Source organism: Streptomyces sp. NPDC058335 (genome assembly GCF_042723915.1).
GTDB lineage: Bacteria > Actinomycetota > Actinomycetes > Streptomycetales > Streptomycetaceae > Streptomyces.
Genome location: NZ_JBHXHX010000041.1, coordinates 1 through 17,614, shown reverse-complemented (window position 1 = coordinate 17,614; position 17,614 = coordinate 1). Strand labels below are relative to the sequence as shown.

The 17,614-nt window shown below is 71.7% G+C and carries 17 protein-coding genes; 8 read left to right on the top strand and 9 right to left on the bottom strand.

Annotation, left to right across the window (positions count from 1 at the left end; all coding sequences use genetic code 11):
- From ACFWJX_RS40435 to hypE, 8 genes are all read left to right on the top strand, one after another.
- A partial coding sequence (locus ACFWJX_RS40435; RefSeq protein WP_383252088.1) for an NUDIX domain-containing protein occupies positions 1–643 on the top strand: 643 nt, incomplete at its 5' end.
- 1,115 nt (positions 644–1,758) lie between these two features.
- Entirely contained in the window at positions 1,759–3,516 is a 1,758-nt protein-coding gene (locus ACFWJX_RS40430; RefSeq protein ID WP_383252086.1) for an enoyl-CoA hydratase-related protein, read from the top strand.
- Positions 3,513–4,106 (top strand): hydrogenase maturation protease, encoded by a 594-nt coding sequence (locus ACFWJX_RS40425; protein ID WP_383252084.1) that lies wholly within the window; start codon positions 3,513–3,515, stop codon positions 4,104–4,106. The genes ACFWJX_RS40430 and ACFWJX_RS40425 overlap by 4 nt, the downstream gene beginning before the upstream one ends.
- Positions 4,107–4,216: 110 nt before the next feature.
- Positions 4,217–4,981 carry a hydrogenase nickel incorporation protein HypB gene (gene hypB / locus ACFWJX_RS40420; protein WP_383252082.1) on the top strand — a complete coding sequence of 255 codons (765 nt, stop codon included), beginning with the start codon at positions 4,217–4,219 and terminating at the stop codon, positions 4,979–4,981.
- Positions 4,978–7,359: a carbamoyltransferase HypF gene (hypF, locus tag ACFWJX_RS40415; protein WP_383252080.1), complete on the top strand. Its 2,382-nt coding sequence runs from the start codon at positions 4,978–4,980 to the stop codon at positions 7,357–7,359. The genes hypB and hypF overlap by 4 nt, the downstream gene beginning before the upstream one ends.
- A gap of 3 nt (positions 7,360–7,362) precedes the next feature.
- A complete protein-coding gene (locus ACFWJX_RS40410) occupies positions 7,363–7,689 on the top strand; it encodes a HypC/HybG/HupF family hydrogenase formation chaperone (RefSeq protein WP_383252078.1) in 327 nt (108 codons plus the stop codon).
- Positions 7,686–8,828, top strand: coding sequence for a hydrogenase formation protein HypD (gene hypD / locus ACFWJX_RS40405; protein ID WP_383252076.1), 1,143 nt, complete (start codon positions 7,686–7,688; stop codon positions 8,826–8,828). Before ACFWJX_RS40410 ends, hypD begins: the two co-directional genes overlap by 4 nt.
- On the top strand, positions 8,821–9,897 hold the full coding sequence (gene hypE / locus ACFWJX_RS40400) for a hydrogenase expression/formation protein HypE (RefSeq protein ID WP_383252074.1): 1,077 nt from the start codon (positions 8,821–8,823) through the stop codon (positions 9,895–9,897). Before hypD ends, hypE begins: the two co-directional genes overlap by 8 nt.
- A 75-nt stretch (positions 9,898–9,972) precedes the next feature.
- On the opposite strand, the gene hypA is transcribed toward hypE, so the two are convergent.
- From hypA to ACFWJX_RS40355, 9 genes are all read right to left on the bottom strand, one after another.
- On the bottom strand, positions 9,973–10,329 hold the full coding sequence (gene hypA / locus ACFWJX_RS40395; protein ID WP_383252072.1) for a hydrogenase maturation nickel metallochaperone HypA: 357 nt from the start codon (positions 10,327–10,329) through the stop codon (positions 9,973–9,975).
- Positions 10,322–10,489 (bottom strand): hypothetical protein, encoded by a 168-nt coding sequence (locus ACFWJX_RS40390; protein WP_383252069.1) that lies wholly within the window; start codon positions 10,487–10,489, stop codon positions 10,322–10,324. Before ACFWJX_RS40390 ends, hypA begins: the two co-directional genes overlap by 8 nt.
- 48 nt (positions 10,490–10,537) lie before the next feature.
- The gene (locus ACFWJX_RS40385) at positions 10,538–10,744 is read right to left on the bottom strand and encodes a hypothetical protein (RefSeq protein ID WP_383252066.1); all 207 of its coding nucleotides are present in this window, start codon (positions 10,742–10,744) and stop codon (positions 10,538–10,540) included.
- Between the two features lie 71 nt (positions 10,745–10,815).
- Positions 10,816–11,412, bottom strand: a complete 597-nt coding sequence (locus tag ACFWJX_RS40380) for a DUF5947 family protein (protein ID WP_383252064.1) — start codon at positions 11,410–11,412, stop codon at positions 10,816–10,818.
- Positions 11,409–12,017: a NifU family protein gene (locus ACFWJX_RS40375; protein ID WP_383252062.1), complete on the bottom strand. Its 609-nt coding sequence runs from the start codon at positions 12,015–12,017 to the stop codon at positions 11,409–11,411. Before ACFWJX_RS40375 ends, ACFWJX_RS40380 begins: the two co-directional genes overlap by 4 nt.
- Positions 12,010–13,809 carry a nickel-dependent hydrogenase large subunit gene (locus tag ACFWJX_RS40370; protein WP_383252061.1) on the bottom strand — a complete coding sequence of 600 codons (1,800 nt, stop codon included), beginning with the start codon at positions 13,807–13,809 and terminating at the stop codon, positions 12,010–12,012. Before ACFWJX_RS40370 ends, ACFWJX_RS40375 begins: the two co-directional genes overlap by 8 nt.
- Positions 13,810–13,910: 101 nt before the next feature.
- Positions 13,911–14,999 (bottom strand): hydrogenase expression protein HypE, encoded by a 1,089-nt coding sequence (locus tag ACFWJX_RS40365; protein ID WP_383252060.1) that lies wholly within the window; start codon positions 14,997–14,999, stop codon positions 13,911–13,913.
- Positions 15,000–15,257: 258 nt separating this feature from the next.
- Positions 15,258–16,910 carry a hypothetical protein gene (locus ACFWJX_RS40360; protein ID WP_383252058.1) on the bottom strand — a complete coding sequence of 551 codons (1,653 nt, stop codon included), beginning with the start codon at positions 16,908–16,910 and terminating at the stop codon, positions 15,258–15,260.
- A 142-nt stretch (positions 16,911–17,052) separates the two neighbouring features.
- Positions 17,053–17,322: a hypothetical protein gene (locus ACFWJX_RS40355; protein WP_383252056.1), complete on the bottom strand. Its 270-nt coding sequence runs from the start codon at positions 17,320–17,322 to the stop codon at positions 17,053–17,055.
- Positions 17,323–17,614: the final 292 nt, after the last annotated feature.

Below are 17,614 nucleotides of genomic sequence, written 5' to 3'. Positions count from 1 at the left end.
GGTGCTCACCACAAAGCTGTGGACGGCCCTGCTCGCGCAGCACGGGCTGCACAGCGAGGAGGTCACCGTGCTGGACGCGCCCGAGGAGGGCAACCGGGCCTCCTACCGGCTCTTCCAGGTCCGCAGGCCGGCCCGGATCACCTCGCGTCCCCGTACGGCCCAGCCGCCCCTCGCACACGCGGCGGCCGGGGTCGGCGCGGTGCTGGTGGGAGAGCGCGGTCTGCTGCTCGGCCGCCACCGGCACGGGACCGTCGAGCTGCCCGGCGGCACGGTGGAGCCGGGCGAGTCGCTTCAGGAGACGGTCGTGCGCGAACTGGCCGAGGAGACCGGCCTGCACGCGGACCCGGCCGACGTACGCCTGCTGGGCATGCTCCTGGACCAGGTCGGCGGCGTCGTCCGGATCACGTTCGGCGCGCTCCTCACGCGGTGGCGCGGCGAGCCCGCCGACCAGCCGGGCGAGCGGGTCGGCGACTGGGGGTGGTGGCCGCTGGACGCGCTGCCGTCGGGCCTGTTCGAGTGCAGCGCCCAGATCCTCACCGCCTGGCGCCCCGACCTGCCCATCGACCATCCACCCGCCCGCTTCACCCCCTTCGCCGAACCGCACAGCACCGGTCAGGACACCGCCGGTCACCTCGGGAAGTAGTCGCTCAACACGCAGCCGTGGGCCCGAGTCCGGCCCGGCTGACCGCACCGGGAATGCAGGCCGGTCAGGCCGCCACGCCCAAGAATCCGGGCGGACGGCCCGCTGGTCGCCCGTACGCAACGGCTGTCACCAGGATGCCTCAGCGGCGGGTGGCCCCGGACTGCGGATACTCCGGCCCGGCGAGCCGGGCCCGTGCGGAAGGCGGGCCCGGCTCGCCGCAGTCCCGGGGTGGTTTTGTTCACGGATCACGGCTCTGGCTCAAGTTTTGTGAAGCTGGGCCGTGCGTGCTTGTGGCAGCGTCGGGCGAACGCACTGAGCTGCGACTTGCCTCGGTCGTGGATCCGACACCTCGAAAATCGGGGCGTCACCACAGAAGTTGAGCCAGAACCCGGATCACGACAGCGGTTGTTCAGCACTCTGGGAGGCGCCCGTCCGGGGACGAGGTCGATGTTCACGAGAACGCGAGAACGGACAGCACCCGTCGGCGGCAGGGGTGGCTTTCCTGAGCCTCGGCACCCGTAGTAGCCGACCCGGGTCGCTCATAGGTCATCGCGTGTGTGATGACTACATCGTGTGGAGTCGGAGAGGACGCTCCAGGCGGCCATGGTGGTCGCTGGCGCCGGCTACCTGCTGCTGTCTCCGCGGAAAGGCAAGGTAGACCGGTTTGGTCCTCGATCCTCAGGTCTATTGCCCAACCGTTCACTTCGCCTGCGGCGCACCTCCGTGGTGCGAGGGAACGGGGGTAGGAAGGAGAGCTCGTCAGCGCGTTCGCCCGCTTCGCCGACCTTCCACGGCCGGCCACCTGACCGACAGCACCGGCCCTGCCCCACCCACGACCCGAGCAGCTGGAGCGCCCGACCCGAGCGTCGGGCCCCAACCATGCCCGCTTGACGACAGGCGGCCAACAACCACGGTCCGCCGCGGTCAGCCCGGCTGATCCCTCCCAACCGAAACGGGGAGGCCGGTGCGCGTATCGAAGCGAGAAGAGCGGCGACAGGCGAGTGGCAACCGGTGGGCGGCGGCGGGCGACCGTATGGAGGAACAGCCAGAGCGGGGCGGAGAAACGCCGCGAGGGTCCTTCCCGGCATCGGCCGAACCGGCAACACTGCCGCATCATGGACATTCTGCTCGTCGCAAGCGCGTTCAACAGCCTGTCCCAGCGTGTGTACGCCGAACTGTCCGACCTGGGACACCGGGTGGACGTCGTGCTCGCCACCTACGGTGCGACCGCCATCCGCGCCGCCGTACGCGAGGTACGCCCGGATCTGATCATCGCGCCGATGCTCAAGACGGCTCTGCCCGAGGACGTCTGGTGCGAGCACACCTGCCTGATCGTGCATCCCGGGCCGACCGGGGACCGCGGTCCGTCATCCTTGGACTGGGCCATCGCCGAAAACGCGCCGCGGTGGGGGGTAACAATCCTGCAGGCCGAGGCGGCGATGGACGCGGGCCCTGTCTGGGCGGCGGTGCCGTTCGACGTGCCGCCGGTGGGCAAGAGCGACCTGTACCGCAACGAGGTCTCCGACGCCGCCGTCGCCGCGGTACTGCTGGCCGTGCGGCGGTACGGCGACGGCTCGTTCAAACCGCAGCCGCAGAGCGACCCGTCGTTCCGCGTGGTCTGGCGCGATCCCTTCCGTCAGGAACTGCGGCGGATCGACTGGGAGGGCGACAGCACCGAGACGGTATTGCGCAAGCTGCGCGGAGCGGACACGCAGCCGGGGGTGCGCGATGAACTTCTTGGCCGGGAGGTGTTCCTGCACGGCGGGCACATCGAGGACGAACTGCGCGGACGTCCCGGAGATCTGCTCGCCACGCGCGCGGGTGCGGTGTGCCGGGCCACCCGGGACGGGGCGGTCTGGATCCCCGAGCTCAGACTGCGCAAGGCCTCCGGTGATCCGGCACCGTTCCGGCGCCCAGCGGCCTCCGTACTCGCCTCGATCCCGGTTCCGTCCCACCCGCAGGGTGGCATCCCCGGTGACCGGCCGAAGTGGCTCGCGGAGGTGGCGGCTCCGCTGGAATCCGCCCCCGCGCGGCGCACCCTGACCGACATCCGCTACCGGCAGCACGGTGACGTCGGGTTCCTGGCCTTCTCGTTCCCCGGTGGGGCCATGAGCACCGACCAGTGCCGCAGGCTGCTCGCCGCGTACCGGTACGCGCTCGCCCGCCCCACCTCGGTGCTGGTGCTAGGCGGGGCCCGCGACTTCTTCTCCAACGGAATCCACCTCAACGTCATCGAGGCCTCCGCCGACCCGGCCACGGAGTCCTGGACCAACCTCAACGCCATGAACGACCTGGTCGAGGCGGTGCTGCGCACCACCGACCGGCTGGTGGTCGCGGCGCTCGGCGGCAACGCGGCCGCGGGCGGCGCCATGTTCGCCCTCGCGGCCGACGAGGTGTGGTGCCGCACCGGCGCCGTCCTCAATCCGCACTACCGGCGGATGGGCTTGTACGGGTCGGAGTTCTGGACGTACACGCTGCCACGCCGGGTGGGTGCCGAGACGGCCGATCGGCTGACGACGCAGGCGCTGCCGGTGAGCGCCGCGACGGCCGCCGACATCGGCCTGGTGGACCGTCTGGTGCCGGTTCCCGCACAGGAGTTCACCGCCGAGGTGGACCGGCTGGCGATGGCGCTCACCGCCGCCCCGGACCTCGGACGGCGGATCGCGGCCAAGGCGGCGGCCCGCCGACGCGACGAGGCGGCACGGCCGCTCACGGAGTACCGGCAGGAGGAACTGGCCCGTATGCGCGGCATCTTCTTCGACCCGGGTGCCCCTTACCATGCGTTGCGCTCCGCCTTCGTCCGGAAGGCGCCGAGTGGCTCGGCCCGGCCGCTGGCCCTCGTCGGCGAACCGGTCACCGGAGGCAGCCGGTGAGCTCTCCCACCCCCCTTCTCGTGGCGGGCGTCGGCAACATCTTTCTCGCCGACGACGCCTTCGGCCCCGAGGTGATCCGCGCCCTCGACCACCGCCCGCTGCCGCCCGGCGTACGGGTCAAGGACTTCGGCATCCGCGGCCTGGACCTCGCCTATGAGCTGCTGGACGGGTACCGCACCGCGGTCCTGGTCGACGCGGCTCCGCGCGGACACCGGCCCGGAACCCTGTCCTTGATCGAACCGGATCTTCCTGGCACCACCGCCGCCGCGGCTCCGCCCGAGGCCCACGGCATGGACCCGGCCCGGGTGCTGGCCCTGGCCGCGCACCTGGGCGACGGCCCGCTGCCACGCGTCCTGCTGCTGGCCTGCGAACCCCAGGTGCAGCCGACCGGCGACGAGGACATCACCGCCGGGCTCAGCGCGCCCGTACGGGAGGCGGTCGGCCGGGCCGTCACTGCGCTGCACACGATGATCCCGGCTCTGCTCGCCGACCCTGCGGCAACGCCTCCGTTGGGCCGCCCGGAGGAATCCGCCGAGTCGTGCCCGGCCGGTCTCCCGCACGAGACGGCCGGCGGCACGCAGGATCGGTAGCGGCCCGCGTCTCGACAGTCCCGAACCGCCCGACCCGTCCGTGGCCGGGACCATGCCCGACCCGGCAGGCGGTCCGAACCGCCCCGTCCCGACCTTGAGGAGCAGCGCGCATGTGTCAGTCCGCCAACGTCACACAGGCTGTCCTGGCGAAGAACGACGGCCTGGCCGCCGCCCTGCGCGACGACCTCACGCGGCGGGGCGTCACCGTGGTCAACCTGCTCTCCAGCCCCGGCAGCGGCAAGACGGAACTGCTCGGCCTGGTACTGGCCCGGGCGGTGCAGCGGGGTGTCCCGGTGGCCGCGCTCACCGCCGACCTGGCCACGGAGAACGACGCCCGCCGACTGGCCCGTTCGGGGGCTTTGGTGAAGCAGCTACTGACCGACGGACTGTGTCATCTGGAGGCCCGTCAGGTACGCGGCCACCTCAACGGATGGCTGCCCGAGGACAACGAGCTGCTGTTCGTGGAGAACGTCGGCAACCTCGTCTGCCCGGCGTCCTACGACCTCGGCGAAACCCTGCGCATCGTGCTGATGGCGGTGACCGAGGGCGAGGACAAACCGCTAAAATACCCCACCGCCTTCGGCTCCGCTCATCTGGTGGTGGTCACCAAGACCGACCTGGCCGAAGCGGCCGGTTTCGACGAGGCCGCCTTCCGCAGCCATGTGCACCGGGTCAACCCGGGCGTGGAGATCGTACGGTCCTGCGCGCGCACCGGCGACGGCGTCGACACCGTCCTGGAACGTGCCCTCGCGGTACGGGATGGCGCGCCCGAGCACCGGCCTCCCCTCGCGCCCCAGTCGCAGGGGCACATCCACATGCCGGGCGGAGATCCGGGGCATCCGCACCCGCACGCCACGTCCGCCCCCGCCTCGTGACAGCGCCCGCTGCCGAGGCCGTGCGCCGTCGCATCACCGTGCGGGGAACGGTGCAGGGCGTGGGGTTCCGCCCATACGTGCACCGGCTGGCCGCCGACCTCGCACTGGCCGGGTTCGTCAGCAACACCGCACAGGGTGTGCTGATCGAGGTGGAAGGGCCGCCCACGGGCGTCGCGGGGTTCTGCTCCCGGCTGGCCCAGGAGCCGCCGCCGCTGGCCGCCGTGACCGGCATCGGCGTCGAGGACGTCCCCGCCACTGGTGCCGCCGAGGGTTTCACCATCCGGGGCACCGAGCAGTCACCGGGGCGCACCCAGCTCCCGCCCGACACCGCGACCTGCGCCGACTGCCTGCGAGAGCTGGCCGACCCGGCCGACCGCCGCCACCGGCACCCCTTCGTCACCTGCACCCACTGCGGTCCCCGCTTCACGATCGCCACAGCCATGCCGTACGACCGCGCCACGACGACCATGGCCGACTTCCCGATGTGCCCCGCCTGCGCGGAGGAGTACGGCGCCCCGGGCGACCGGCGCTTCCACGCCCAGCCCGTGGCCTGCCGGGACTGCGGGCCCCGGCTGCGCCTGGTGCCGGCGGCCGGCACCGATGTCCGCCCGGCGCGGGACGCGGATGCCCTGGCGGCGGCCCGCGGGCTGCTGGCGGTCGGGCGGATCGTCGCCGTGAAGGGCGTCGGAGGCTACCACCTGGCGTGCGACGCCAGCGACGAGCGGGCCGTCGTCGCACTGCGCACCCGCAAGGCGCGGGGCGGCAAACCCTTCGCGGTGATGTGCGCCGACCTGCCGACCGTGCGGCGGATCGCCCTGCTCTCCGACGGCGAACGGGCCGCGCTCACCAGCCCCCGGCGCCCCATCGTGCTGCTGCGCCGACGCGCCGAGCCGGACGGACTGCGGCTCGCGTCCGGGCTGTGTCCCGGCAGCCCGCACCTCGGCGTGCTGCTGCCCTACACCCCGGTGCACACCCTGCTGTTCGGACTGCCCGGGGATCCCCCCGGCCCTCGCGTGCTCGTCATGACCAGCGGCAACCGCTCCGGCGAGCCGATCGTCACGGACGACGACGAGGCCCTGACCCGGCTGGCGGAGGTGGCCGACGCCTGGCTCGTCCACGACCGCGGCATCGTCTCGCCCTGCGACGACTCGCTGGTGCGGGTGCGCACCGACGGCACCGAGCAGGTGTTGCGCCGCTCCCGCGGGTATGTCCCGCGCCCGCTGCGGCTCCCGCTCGCGGTCCGCCCCGCGCTCGCCGTGGGCGGCGACCTGAAGAACGCGCTCTGCCTCGGCGACGGCGACCAGGCCTGGTTCGGCCCACACATCGGCGACATGGGCGACCTGGCCGGCCTGGACGCCGCCCGGCGCGCGGAGCGGCACATGCGGCGCCTGACCGGCGTCACTCCCACACTCGTCGCCGCCGACAGGCATCCGGGCTACCACTCCACCCGGTGGGCCCGCCGCCACGCCACCGGGCTGCCGCAGGCGCGGCCGATGCTCGTGCAGCACCATCATGCGCACATCGCCTCGGCGATGGCGGAGAGCGGCCTCGACGGCACCACACCCGTGATCGGCGTCGCCTTCGACGGCACCGGCTACGGCGACGACGGCACGGTCTGGGGCGGCGAGGTCCTGCTCGCCGACTACTCCGGCTACCGACGTTTCGCTCACCTGACCCCCGCCCCGTTGCCCGGCGGGGACGCGGCTGTCGCCCACCCCTGCCGCACGGCACTGGCCCGGCTGTGGGCCGCCGGCCTGCCGTGGGAGCCCTCCCTGCCCAGCGTCGCCGCCTGTTCACGCGAAGAACTTGCCTTCCTGGACGGGCAGTTGGCGAGCAACGTCGCGTGTGTGCCCACGTCGAGCATGGGGCGGCTCTTCGACGCCGTGTCCTCTCTGGCGGGCGTGTGCCATCGCGCGGGCTACGAGGCGCAGGCCGCGCTGGAACTGGAGGCCGCGGCCGCCGCCGCGTGGGAGGCGGACACGGCGGCGTACGCCTTCGGGTTCACGGCCGGATCCGCCCCCGTGAGGTGCGATCCCGCGCCGCTGCTGCGCGCCCTCGTCGCCGACCTGCGCCGCGGCACCCCGGCGCCCGTGCTCGCGGCCCGGTTCCACCGGGCAGTCGCCGGGGCCGTCGCCGAGATCTGCCGGAGGGCGCGCCGCGACACCGGGCTGACCACCGTCGCCCTCAGCGGCGGCGTGTTCGCCAACGGTCTGCTGGAGCAGGAGTGCACGGCCCTGCTGGCCGCGGACGGCTTCACGGTGCTGTGCCACAGCGAGGTACCGCCCGGCGACGGCGGACTGGCTCTCGGGCAGCTCGTGGTCGCGGCACGGGAGCGGCACGAGGAAACGGCAATCGCACACACCGACGAGACGGAGTGACCCATGTGTCTGGCAGTGCCCGGCAGAGTCGTGGCCATCGACGACCGTGCCGACCCGCTCACCGGGATGATCGACTTCGGGGGTGTGCAGAAGCGGGCATGCCTGGAGTACGTGTCCGACGTGAGGGTCGGGGAGTACGTCATCGTCCACGTCGGGTTCGCCCTCCAGAAGCTCGACGAGGAGTCGGCCCGGGCGTCCCTGGAACTCTTCGAGCAACTCGGGCTCCTCGAGGAGGAGTTCGGCGACGCCTGGCAACAGGCGGCGCAGCAGGCCGGGAGCGACGCCCCGCACGCCCCCGCCACCGACGAGCTTGGGAGCGAGGCCCGATGAAGTACATCGACGAGTTCAACGATCCGGATCTGGCACGGCGGCTGCTGGACGAGATCCGCGCGACGGTCACCCGGCCGTGGGCGCTGATGGAGGTGTGCGGCGGCCAGACGCACTCGATCATCCGGCACGGTATCGACCAGTTGCTGCCGGACGAGGTGGAGCTGATCCACGGGCCCGGCTGCCCCGTGTGCGTCACCCCGCTGGAGATGATCGACAAAGCGCTGGAGATCGCCTCCCGCCCCGGGGTCGTCTTCTGCTCGTTCGGGGACATGCTGCGGGTGCCGGGTACCGACCGGGACCTGTTCCGGGTCAAGGGCGAGGGCGGCGACGTCCGCGTGGTGTACTCCCCGCTCGACGCGCTCGAGCTCGCCCGTCGGCACCCGGACCACGAGGTGGTGTTCTTCGCCATCGGCTTCGAGACCACCGCGCCCGCCAACGCGATGGCCGTCCATCAGGCCCGCCGCCTCGGCATCGACAACTTCAGCCTTCTGGTCTCCCATGTGCGGGTGCCGCCCGCCATCGAGGCCATCATGACGGCCCCCACGTGCAGGGTGCAGGGCTTCCTGGCCGCCGGGCACGTGTGCAGCGTGATGGGCATGGCCGAATACCCGGACCTGGCCGCACGCCATCGGGTACCGCTCGTCGTGACCGGCTTCGAACCGCTGGACATCCTCGAAGGCATCCGCCTCGCGGTGCACCAGCTGGAGCGCGGCGAGCATCGCGTGGAGAACGCCTACGCCCGCGCCGTGCGCGAGGAGGGCAACCCGGCCGCGCTGCGCATGATCGAGGAGGTGTTCGAGGTCACCGACCGGTCCTGGCGCGGCATCGGGCGCATCCCCGCCAGCGGCTGGCGGCTGACGGACGCCTACCGCGCCTTCGACGCCGAGCACCGCTTCGACGTCACCGGCATCCGCACCGAGGAACCCGCGGCGTGCCGCAGCGGCGACGTGCTGCAGGGACTGATCAAGCCGGTCGAGTGCCCCGCCTTCGGCACCGACTGCACTCCGCGCACCCCGCTCGGCGCCACCATGGTCTCCAGCGAGGGCGCCTGCGCCGCCTACTACCTGTACCGCCGCATGGACGGCCCGGTGTCGGACGGCACCCGGGCCCCGCAGGAGGAGATGAACCCCGTTGGCTGAACTTGCTGACCCCTCGGCACCCGTCGACCCCGCGGACTGGACGTGCCCGGCCCCCTTGCGCGACCAGCCAATCGTGGTGATGGGACACGGGGGAGGCGGCACCCTGTCCGCCGAACTCGTCGAGCAGGTCTTCACGCCCGCGTACGGCAACGCCACTCTCGCCGCGCTCGGCGACTCCGCGGTCCTCGAGCTCGGCGGAGTCCGACTGGCGTTCTCCACCGACTCCTACGTCGTCAGACCGCTGTTCTTCCCCGGTGGCAGCCTCGGCGACCTGGCGGTCAACGGCACCGTCAACGACCTGGCCATGAGCGGCGCCAGGCCCGCCCACCTGTCCGCTGCTTTCGTCCTGGAGGAGGGCGTGGAACTGGCCGTGGTGGAGCGGATCGCGCGCGCCCTCGGCACCGCCGCCGAGGCAGCCGGGGTCACGGTGGTCACGGGAGACACCAAGGTGGTGGAGGCGGGGCACGGCGACGGCGTGTACGTCACCACCGCCGGAATCGGGCTCGTCCCGGACGGCGTGGACATCCGCCCGCAGCGCGCGCGGCCCGGCGACGCCGTCATCGTCAGCGGCCCGATCGGCCTGCACGGCGTGGCGATCATGAGCGTACGAGAGGGCATGGACTTCGGCGTCGATTTGGCCAGTGACACGGCGCCCCTCGCCGGTCTGGTGTCGGCCATGCTCGCGGTGACTCCCGACGTGCACGTGCTGCGCGATCCTACCCGGGGCGGCCTCGCCGCGTCGCTCAACGAGATCGCCCGCATCTCGGGCACCGGCGTACGGCTGCGCGAGCGGGCCATCCCGGTGCCGGACGCCGTCGCCAACGCCTGCGGCTTCCTGGGCCTGGACCCGCTATACGTCGCCAACGAGGGCCGCCTGGTCGCCTTCGTACCCCGCCCGGCGGCCGACGAGGTCCTGGCCGCGATGCGCGCCCACCCGCAGGGCGCGGGCGCCGCGCTGATCGGCGAGTGCGTCGCCGAGCACCCCGGCATGGTGGTGGTCTCCACCGGCCTGGGCGGCACCCGCGTGGTGGACATGCCCCTCGGAGAGCAGCTGCCGCGCATCTGCTGACGCGTCCGGCACGCCGAACGGCCCTGACGGAAGGGTGACTTCCCCCGCACCGTCAGGGCCGTACCCGTTGTCCGGTCAGGACGGCACCGGTGCCGGCTCGACCCTGGTGATCTGGAGTTCCCGGCCGCTACGCAGCGTCGGGGCGGGGCGGTCGCAGTCCGGGCACCAGAAGAACGGGGGCATGCCCACGGGGAACTCCGCGGCGCACGGCTCGCACCAGGCGCGGGCGGGCACCTGCTCGACGACGAGCCGGGCCGCGGCGAGGGTGGTGCCGTCACGGGCCACCTCGAAGGCGAAGTCGAGGGCCTCGGGCACCACGCCCGCCAGCTCACCGACCCGTACGGTCACCGCCGAGACGGACTCCGTCCCGTCCGCCCGCGCCAGTTCGGCGGCCTGTTCCACGATCGCGGTCGCGATCGACAGCTCATGCACGCCTGGCTCGGAGGGGGTTGCCGGGGCCGGGCTGGCGGAAGCCGGCCATGCGCCACAACCGGACCTCCCGCACGATTCCCGGGAACTCCGCGACCAGCAGCGCGAGGGCCACTCCGCCGAGCACCACCGCCTCCGCCATCACAATCCGTTTGGCGTTCATCGCCACTCCCTGCTCTCGTGGTCCTCGTGACATGCCCACCGCCCGGGCTCAGCCCGGGGAGATGCTCGGCATGCTGTCCATGACCCTGTTGTGCCGCTTCCAGTGGATCCCGGTGGAGCGGCGCGCGTCGGCCGTGCCGTCCTCGTGGTGCCCGGGCTGGTGCTGACGCGGGCCCCAGTTGCCCTGGTGGAGGCCTTTGACGTGGGTGGGCGTGGTGGGCTTCGCCTGGGGCTTGCCGACCTTGATCGTGCCCATGCTGTGCTCCTTTCCCTCGGTGCTCCGCCGCGGGGTCGCGGTGGTGGCTCCTGTTCTCCTTGCCACGCCGGTCACGGCCGTTCGGCCAGCCCGGCGAAGAACTCCTCGACGGCGGGCCAGACCCGGCCGCCGCCGGACAGCCCCCGCCACTCCCGGCGGACGAGGGCGACGAGCCGGAAGCACTCGTCGACCGGCACGATCCAGTGGTGCCGAAGGTTCCGTGAGGTGTTCACCAGCAGCGCCTCGACCTCGGGTACCACGCCGGCGAGATCCGGACACCCCGACACCGCCTCCCGCCACGCCGAGGCATCCACCTCCCACCGGGTGGCCCCGGCCGGGCTCGGGTAGTGGGCGACGACCGTGCCGTCCTGCCGGGGCACGAAGAACGCCAGGCCGACGGGCACCCCGAGCGGCCCCGTCTCGACCGGTGGCAGCTTCACCCGCCGCTGCGGGATCAGCCGGTACTGGCCGTCGCCCGCCCCGCTGTCCGCAAACAGCACCGAGCACGCCGGGCAGGCGCACAGGGCTTCCTCGCGGCCGGTTTCGTACACGTGACGGTGGTCGGCGGCGAGCGGTGCCGCGCACAGGTCGCACCGCTCCTCGGGACCGCCCGTCCGTCGGTCGGCGGAGGAGCGGATGAGCGCGGCCAGGGCGCCGTCGGCGGTCACTTGGCCCCCTGCGGCGGGGCGGGGCGGCGCATCAGCGAGTCGACGGGCACGAACGCGGGCTGCCGGGACTCCGTCTCCGGCACCGCTTCGACGCTCGTCAGCTCCGGCGCCGCGGCGAGTACGGCCTCCCGTACGGCTTCCTCGACCCCCGAGGACGCCGACCCGCACCCGGAGCCGCAGCCGGCGGTGCGCATCCGCACGCGGGCGACCGGCCCCTCGACACTGTCCAGCGTCACGTCGCCGCCGCGCTCCTGCACGGCAGGCCGCAGCCGCTCGACGGCGCGGGCGGCGCGGCGATCGGGTGGCTCGGGGTGCAGGTCGTGCAGCACCAGCAGGTGGCCGAGGAGCTCGTCCTCGGTGAGACGCTCGGCCAAGGCGGCATCCGCGTGATCCAGCACCCGGGCCAGCGCCTCGCCGTAGACCTCGGTGAGCACGCGGACGGCGTCGATGGCCGTCTGCGCCATCGGCCCGGGCGCGATCTGCACCTTCTCCAGCAGCTCATCGACGCGGGCGATCCGCGCCGTCACGTCGCCGTCGTCCAGCCGGAGGGCCGTCCCGGCGCCCTCACGCGGTTCCGTGACCGCCGCGGATGCGGGCTCAGTCATGGGACGCCCCGTAGGTGGGGGAATGCATCGTGGTGAGCGTCTTGCCCTTGCCCAGGTACATGTGCACACCGCAGGGCAGACAGGGGTCGAAGCTGCGCACGGTGCGCATGATGTCGACGCCCTTGAAGTCGTCCGGCCCGTTCTCCTCGAAGATGGGCTGGCCCTGGACGGCGTCCTCGTACGGGCCGGGGGTGCCGTAGCTGTCGCGCGGGCTGGCGTTCCAGGGGGTCGGTGGGTACGGGTGGTAGTTGGCGATCTTCTTGTCCTTGATCACCAGGTGGTGCGAGAGGACCCCACGCACCGCCTCGTGGAAGCCGACGCCGACGGCCTCGTCGGGCACCTCGAAGTCCTGGAACACCTTGGTCTCTCCGGCGCGCATCATCTGCATCGCCTCCTCCAGGAACTGGAAGGCCATGGCCGCGGCGTAGGCGACGAAGTACGGCCGGGCACGGTTGCGTTCGATGGTGTTGCTCCACTTGGGGATCTGCCACTCCAGCGTCGTCTCCGGCAGCTTCTCGCTCTTCGGCAGCGAGATCCGCACGCTGTGCCCCGTGGCCTTGATGTAGGGAGTGTCGACCAGCCCGTTCAGGGCCGTGGACCACAGCCGGGCGAGCGGGCCTCCGCCGGTGTCCAGGGCGAGGTGGGAGTCGCTCTCCTTGTGGTACCAGCGCGGGCTCATCACCCAGCTGTACTTGGCGTCGAAGTCGCGCTTCTGGGGCACCGGCACGGTGGTCTGGTTCCACGGGTGGCGCATGTCGACCGGGTTGCCGAGCGGGTCGTGGGTGACGAAGGGGTCCTGGGTCTCCCAGTCGTCGTAGAAGGAGCTGCCCAGCAGGATGCGCATGCCGAGGTTGATGTCGACGAGGTTGTTGGTGACCAGTTTGCCGTCGACGATGATGCCCGGGGTGACGTACATCGCCTTGCCCCAGTGGTTCATGTTCTCGTAGCGGTAGTCGACGACGGCCGGGTCCTGCCAGGCGCCCCAGCAGCCGAGCATGATGCGGCGGCGGCCCACCTCCTCGTACCCGGGCAGCGCCTCGTAGAAGAAGTCGAAGACGTCGTCGTTCAGCGCCACGGCCTCCTTGACGAAGTCGATGACCCTCGTCAGGCGCGACAGGTAGTCGGTGAAGGTGTTCGGCTGCGGCATCGTGCCGACGCCGCCGGGGTACATCGTCGACGGATGGACGTGGCGCCCCTCCATCAGGCAGAACATCTCGCGGGTGATCCGGCTGACCTTCAGGGCCTCCCGGTACACCTCACCCTCGAAGGGGTTGAAGGCGCGCATGATGTCGGCGATGGTCCGGTAGCCGTGGATGTTCCCCCGGGGCGCCGGGGTCCGTTCGGCCCGGGCCAGCACACTCGGGTTGGTGGCCTTGACCATCGCTTCGCAGAAGTCGACGAAGACGAGGTTGTCCTGGAAGATTGTGTGGTCGAACATGTACTCGGCGGCCTCGCCGAGGTTGACGATGTGTTCGGCCAGCGGCGGCGTCTTGATGCCGTAGGCCATCTGCTGCGCGTAGTTCGAGCAGGTGGTGTGGTTGTCGCCGCAGATGCCGCAGATGCGTGAGGTGATGAAGCCCGCGTCGCGCGGGTCCTTGCCCTTCATGAACACCGAGTAGCCGCGGAAGAGGGACGAGGTGCTGCGGCACTCCACCACTTCCTGGTTGGCGAAGTCGATCTTCGTGTAGATGCCGAGGTTGCCGATGATCCGGGTGATCGGGTCCCACGACATGTCCACGATCTGCGGAGCTTTCCGCTCGGTGGCCCCGGCCCGGTCCGCGGTTGTGGTCATGTGCGTTCCTGTTCTCGCTGCGCGATGCGTCGGACGGTTGGAGTTGGAGAGGGGCGCGTGCGTACGGGTGTGTGGCCCGGCAGGAGATGCCGGGCCACAGATTACGGGCGCCAGTAGGGGTCGTAGCCGGAGGTGAGTTCCTGCTTGTTGTGGTGCCACTTGGGTTCGCGGTTGACGACGGCGTTGGTGATGCCGCGCATCCTCCGGATGAAGGCCCCGTAGGGCTTGATCATGAGGGAGGAGAAGCTGCCGCCGGGCGGTTCGTCCATGAAGGGCATGAACGCGTCGGGGAAGCCGGGCATGGTGCAGCCGATGCAGATGCCGCCGACGTTCGGGCAGCCGCCGATGCCGCCCATCCAGCCGCGCTTGGGAACGTTGCAGTTGACGACGGGACCCCAGCAGCCCACCTTCACCTGGCACTTGGGAGAGTTGTAGTCCCGGGCGAAGTCGGCCTGCTCGTAGTACGCGGCGCGGTCGCAGCCCTCGTGCACGGTCTTTCCGAACAGCCACTGCGGGCGCAGCATCTGGTCCAGCGGGGGCGGCGGGGCGGCTCCAGCCCCGTGGTAGAGGACCCAGAGCAGGGTCTCCATGAAGTTCTCCGGCTGGATCGGACAGCCGGGGACGTTCACGATCGGGAGGCCGCCCTGCGACGTGAAGTCCCAGCCGAGGTAGTCGGCCAGACCCATGCAGCCGGTGGGGTTGCCCGCCATCGCGTGGATGCCGCCGTACGTGGCACAGGTGCCGGCAGCGACCACCGCCCAGGCTTTCGGGGCCAGTTGGTCGATCCACCAGTTGAGGGTCAGCGGCTCACCGGTCTCCAGGTCGTTGCCGAACGACGTCCAGTACCCGTCACCCTCGATGATGTTCTGGTTCGGGATCGAACCCTCGATGACCAGGATGAACGGCGAGAGATCGCCGCGGGCCGCCGCGCGGTACGGAGCGAGGAAGTCCTCGCCGCCGAGGCTCGGTGAGAGCACCTTGTTGTGCAGGTTCACTTTTGGCAGGCCCGGGATGAGTCCCAGAACCAGGTCCTCGATGGCGGGCTGGCCAGCCGCGGTCAACGAGACCGAGTCGCCGTCGCAGCTCATCCCCTCGGAAATCCAGAGGATGGTGATCTCGTCGAAGCCTTCGCGCGCCTCGGCACGGCTCGGCTCGGTGGCAACGTCGTGCGTGCCGCTGTCGATGGTCATGTCGTCAGCCTCCGCTGCATTCGGTCCCCGAGTCGGTCGTATGCCGCGGCCGGCGGCCCGCTGAGCGCGGGCGGACGGTCCGGGGTGTGTGGGTGCGGCTGGACCGGTGCGGTCCGTCCGTCGCCGTGGTGGTCGTGGACCAGCTGCTCGCCGTAGGGCCGCAGCCGTGGGGTGAGCGGGCGGATCGTCCGCTCTTCCGGTGCCGGCCGCCGGAACAGCCACAGCCGGTTGGCCGTCCGGTGATCCGGTGCCGCGATCTCAGGCACGTCCATCGGACCGTCTCTTCCCCGGTCCGCCGACCGGTTGCTCGGGCCGCTCCTGCGGCGGCCGGGACGGCTCGAGCGGCTCCGCCCCGCCCGCGGCGTCCGGGGACACCGGGGGCTCCAGAAGCTCGAGTTCGTCGGGCCGGAAGTAGTGGAAGCGGCCGTACCAGCCGTTCAGTTCGGCCGCGGGGTCGCCGTCCACTGTCACGGCGAGGTGCACGCTGCCGTCCACGTCGTGGAAGACGGCCGCGACCTGTGCGGTCCGCCCGGCCAGGAACATGTCCTGGGCGTCGGCGCCCCGGCCCCGGGGGCGGAGCCGTACCCGGCTGCCGGCTCCCACCGGTACGCCGTCCACCGGCACCGTGTCGGTCGTGGGCGACAGGCCGTCGTCGGCGCCCTCCTGCCACCATGCGGGCCGCTCGGCCCTCGCCGTGGACGCGGGTCCGGGGGAAGTCGTGGACGCGGCGGACGGGGCGGGATCCGACAGCGTGGCATGGGTCAGTGAACGAATGGTGCCGTGCAGCCGGGCGAAGACCTCCGGGGGCATGGCCTCCACCCGGTCCAGGATCCGGGCGGCACGTGGGTCGGTGGCGCGCGCCTCGCGCTTCTCCTGGTCGGTCAGCAGCAACGTGCGCAGCGTCAGGATCTCGTCGATCTCCGCGGCGTCGTGCAGGTCGCCCGGGCTCTCCGGCGCCACCTGCGGGCAGTCGGACAGGATGATCGGTGCGGAGATGAGGGTGGGACCACAGGCCCCGTCCGGGGCCCCTCCGGGGCCTTCACCCGGGGCGTCCTCGGGTGAAGCCCCACCCAGGACGGGGAAGGTGAACGCGTTGTGGCACTCTCGGGCGTGCCCGAGCAGGTCTGCGGGCGGGTCGATCAGCGAGACGAACTCCACGCCGTCGCCGCCGACGAGCGTGTGCGTCGCGATGAGCGCATCACGCAGCGCCTCGTCGCGAACGGCCCGCGGGTCCGGTGCTGCCCCTGTGTTTTCGGTACGGATCCGAAGCCGGCAGACGTCGTCCCCGAGCCGCTCGGCGACGACGGCCGTTCTCGCCCGGACGGCGGCGCGCCGCCGTACCACCCGACCGACGCCACCGGGCAACTCTTCGATCTCCTCCCCGGCCGGTGCGCCGACCAGAACGGCGGACTCATGCCCAAGCAGATCGTCCAGACGTACGACGTGTTCCGTCTCTCGCGGTACCGCCTCGTCGAAAGTCAGGTGCAGTGTGCCGTCGTCCGCGCGCAGCGACTCGACCGGGCGGTGCCTGCCGTCCTGGCCGGCCTCCTCCACCTGCTTGTGCTGCATCTGCAGATACCGCACCCGCACGCGCACCACCGCCCGCGGCTGCCGGACCCGCAACAGGCACTCGGTCCGCTGGTACCAGGAGTCGGCGGAGCCCGAGATGCCGGGAGTCACCGGGCCCTCCCGCTCCACCCAGTCACGCGGGAAGAGCACGCCGAACTGCCAGCGCACCCGGTTCTTGGGCGACGAGCGGCGGTAGGGGTAGAGCAGGTAGCCCTCATACAGGACGGCGTCGGCAACCGCGCTCAACTGACCGAAGCCAGCCCCTGGGCTGCGCGAGGCCACGCACGCATCCGCTGCTGCGACAGCGCACGCGACGTCATCGTCGACTCCGCCCTGCGTCATTCCGCCTCCACTGATCCGGAACTGCGGACAACTCCTCTAATACCATTACATTCCTCACGCATGGACGCTCGCCCATGCGTGAGGAAATTGGGCTGTTCGAGGGATCCAGGGCACCCAAGAGGCCGGTCGTAGGGAGCCGGGCCTATCGGCGTACGCCGTCATCCTCGTCGTCGACCGCGCCGGCCGTGCGGACGGCGACCGCGGGTTCAGGAGCGAGACGTCCGGTCACCACCACGCCGTAGAGCACCTGATCGAGCACGACAACCAGTCGCCACAGCACGCGCCGCTGCTCCGCGCGCTGCACGCCAAGCGCCGGAGCGAGGGCCAGCTCGAAGCCGAGCCAGACCAGCAGCCCGTAAGCGTGCCCGGTCATCGGCATGCTCCGCAGGCGGGCCGGCAGCAGCCCGAACACAGCACCGCCGGTGGCGCCGTAGGTCCAGTGGGGCAGTTCCGTGACCGCCTCCCCGGGGGTATTCCCGCGAGCCGCAGGACCGCGGTCGGCGCGTACTTCGCCATGATTGCCTCCGGCGGTGACCTCTCCTGCGGTGCCAGGTTCGCGGTGACCGTGCGGACGCCTGTCATCGCCATCGCGGCCACCGGCCCCGGGCTGCCAGTTTTCCGGTGAGGCCAGCCGCTCGTCACGGCGATCCCGGCCGCCAGAAGGAACAGGCGCTCCACCTCATGGTGGCCGACGTCCACGTGGG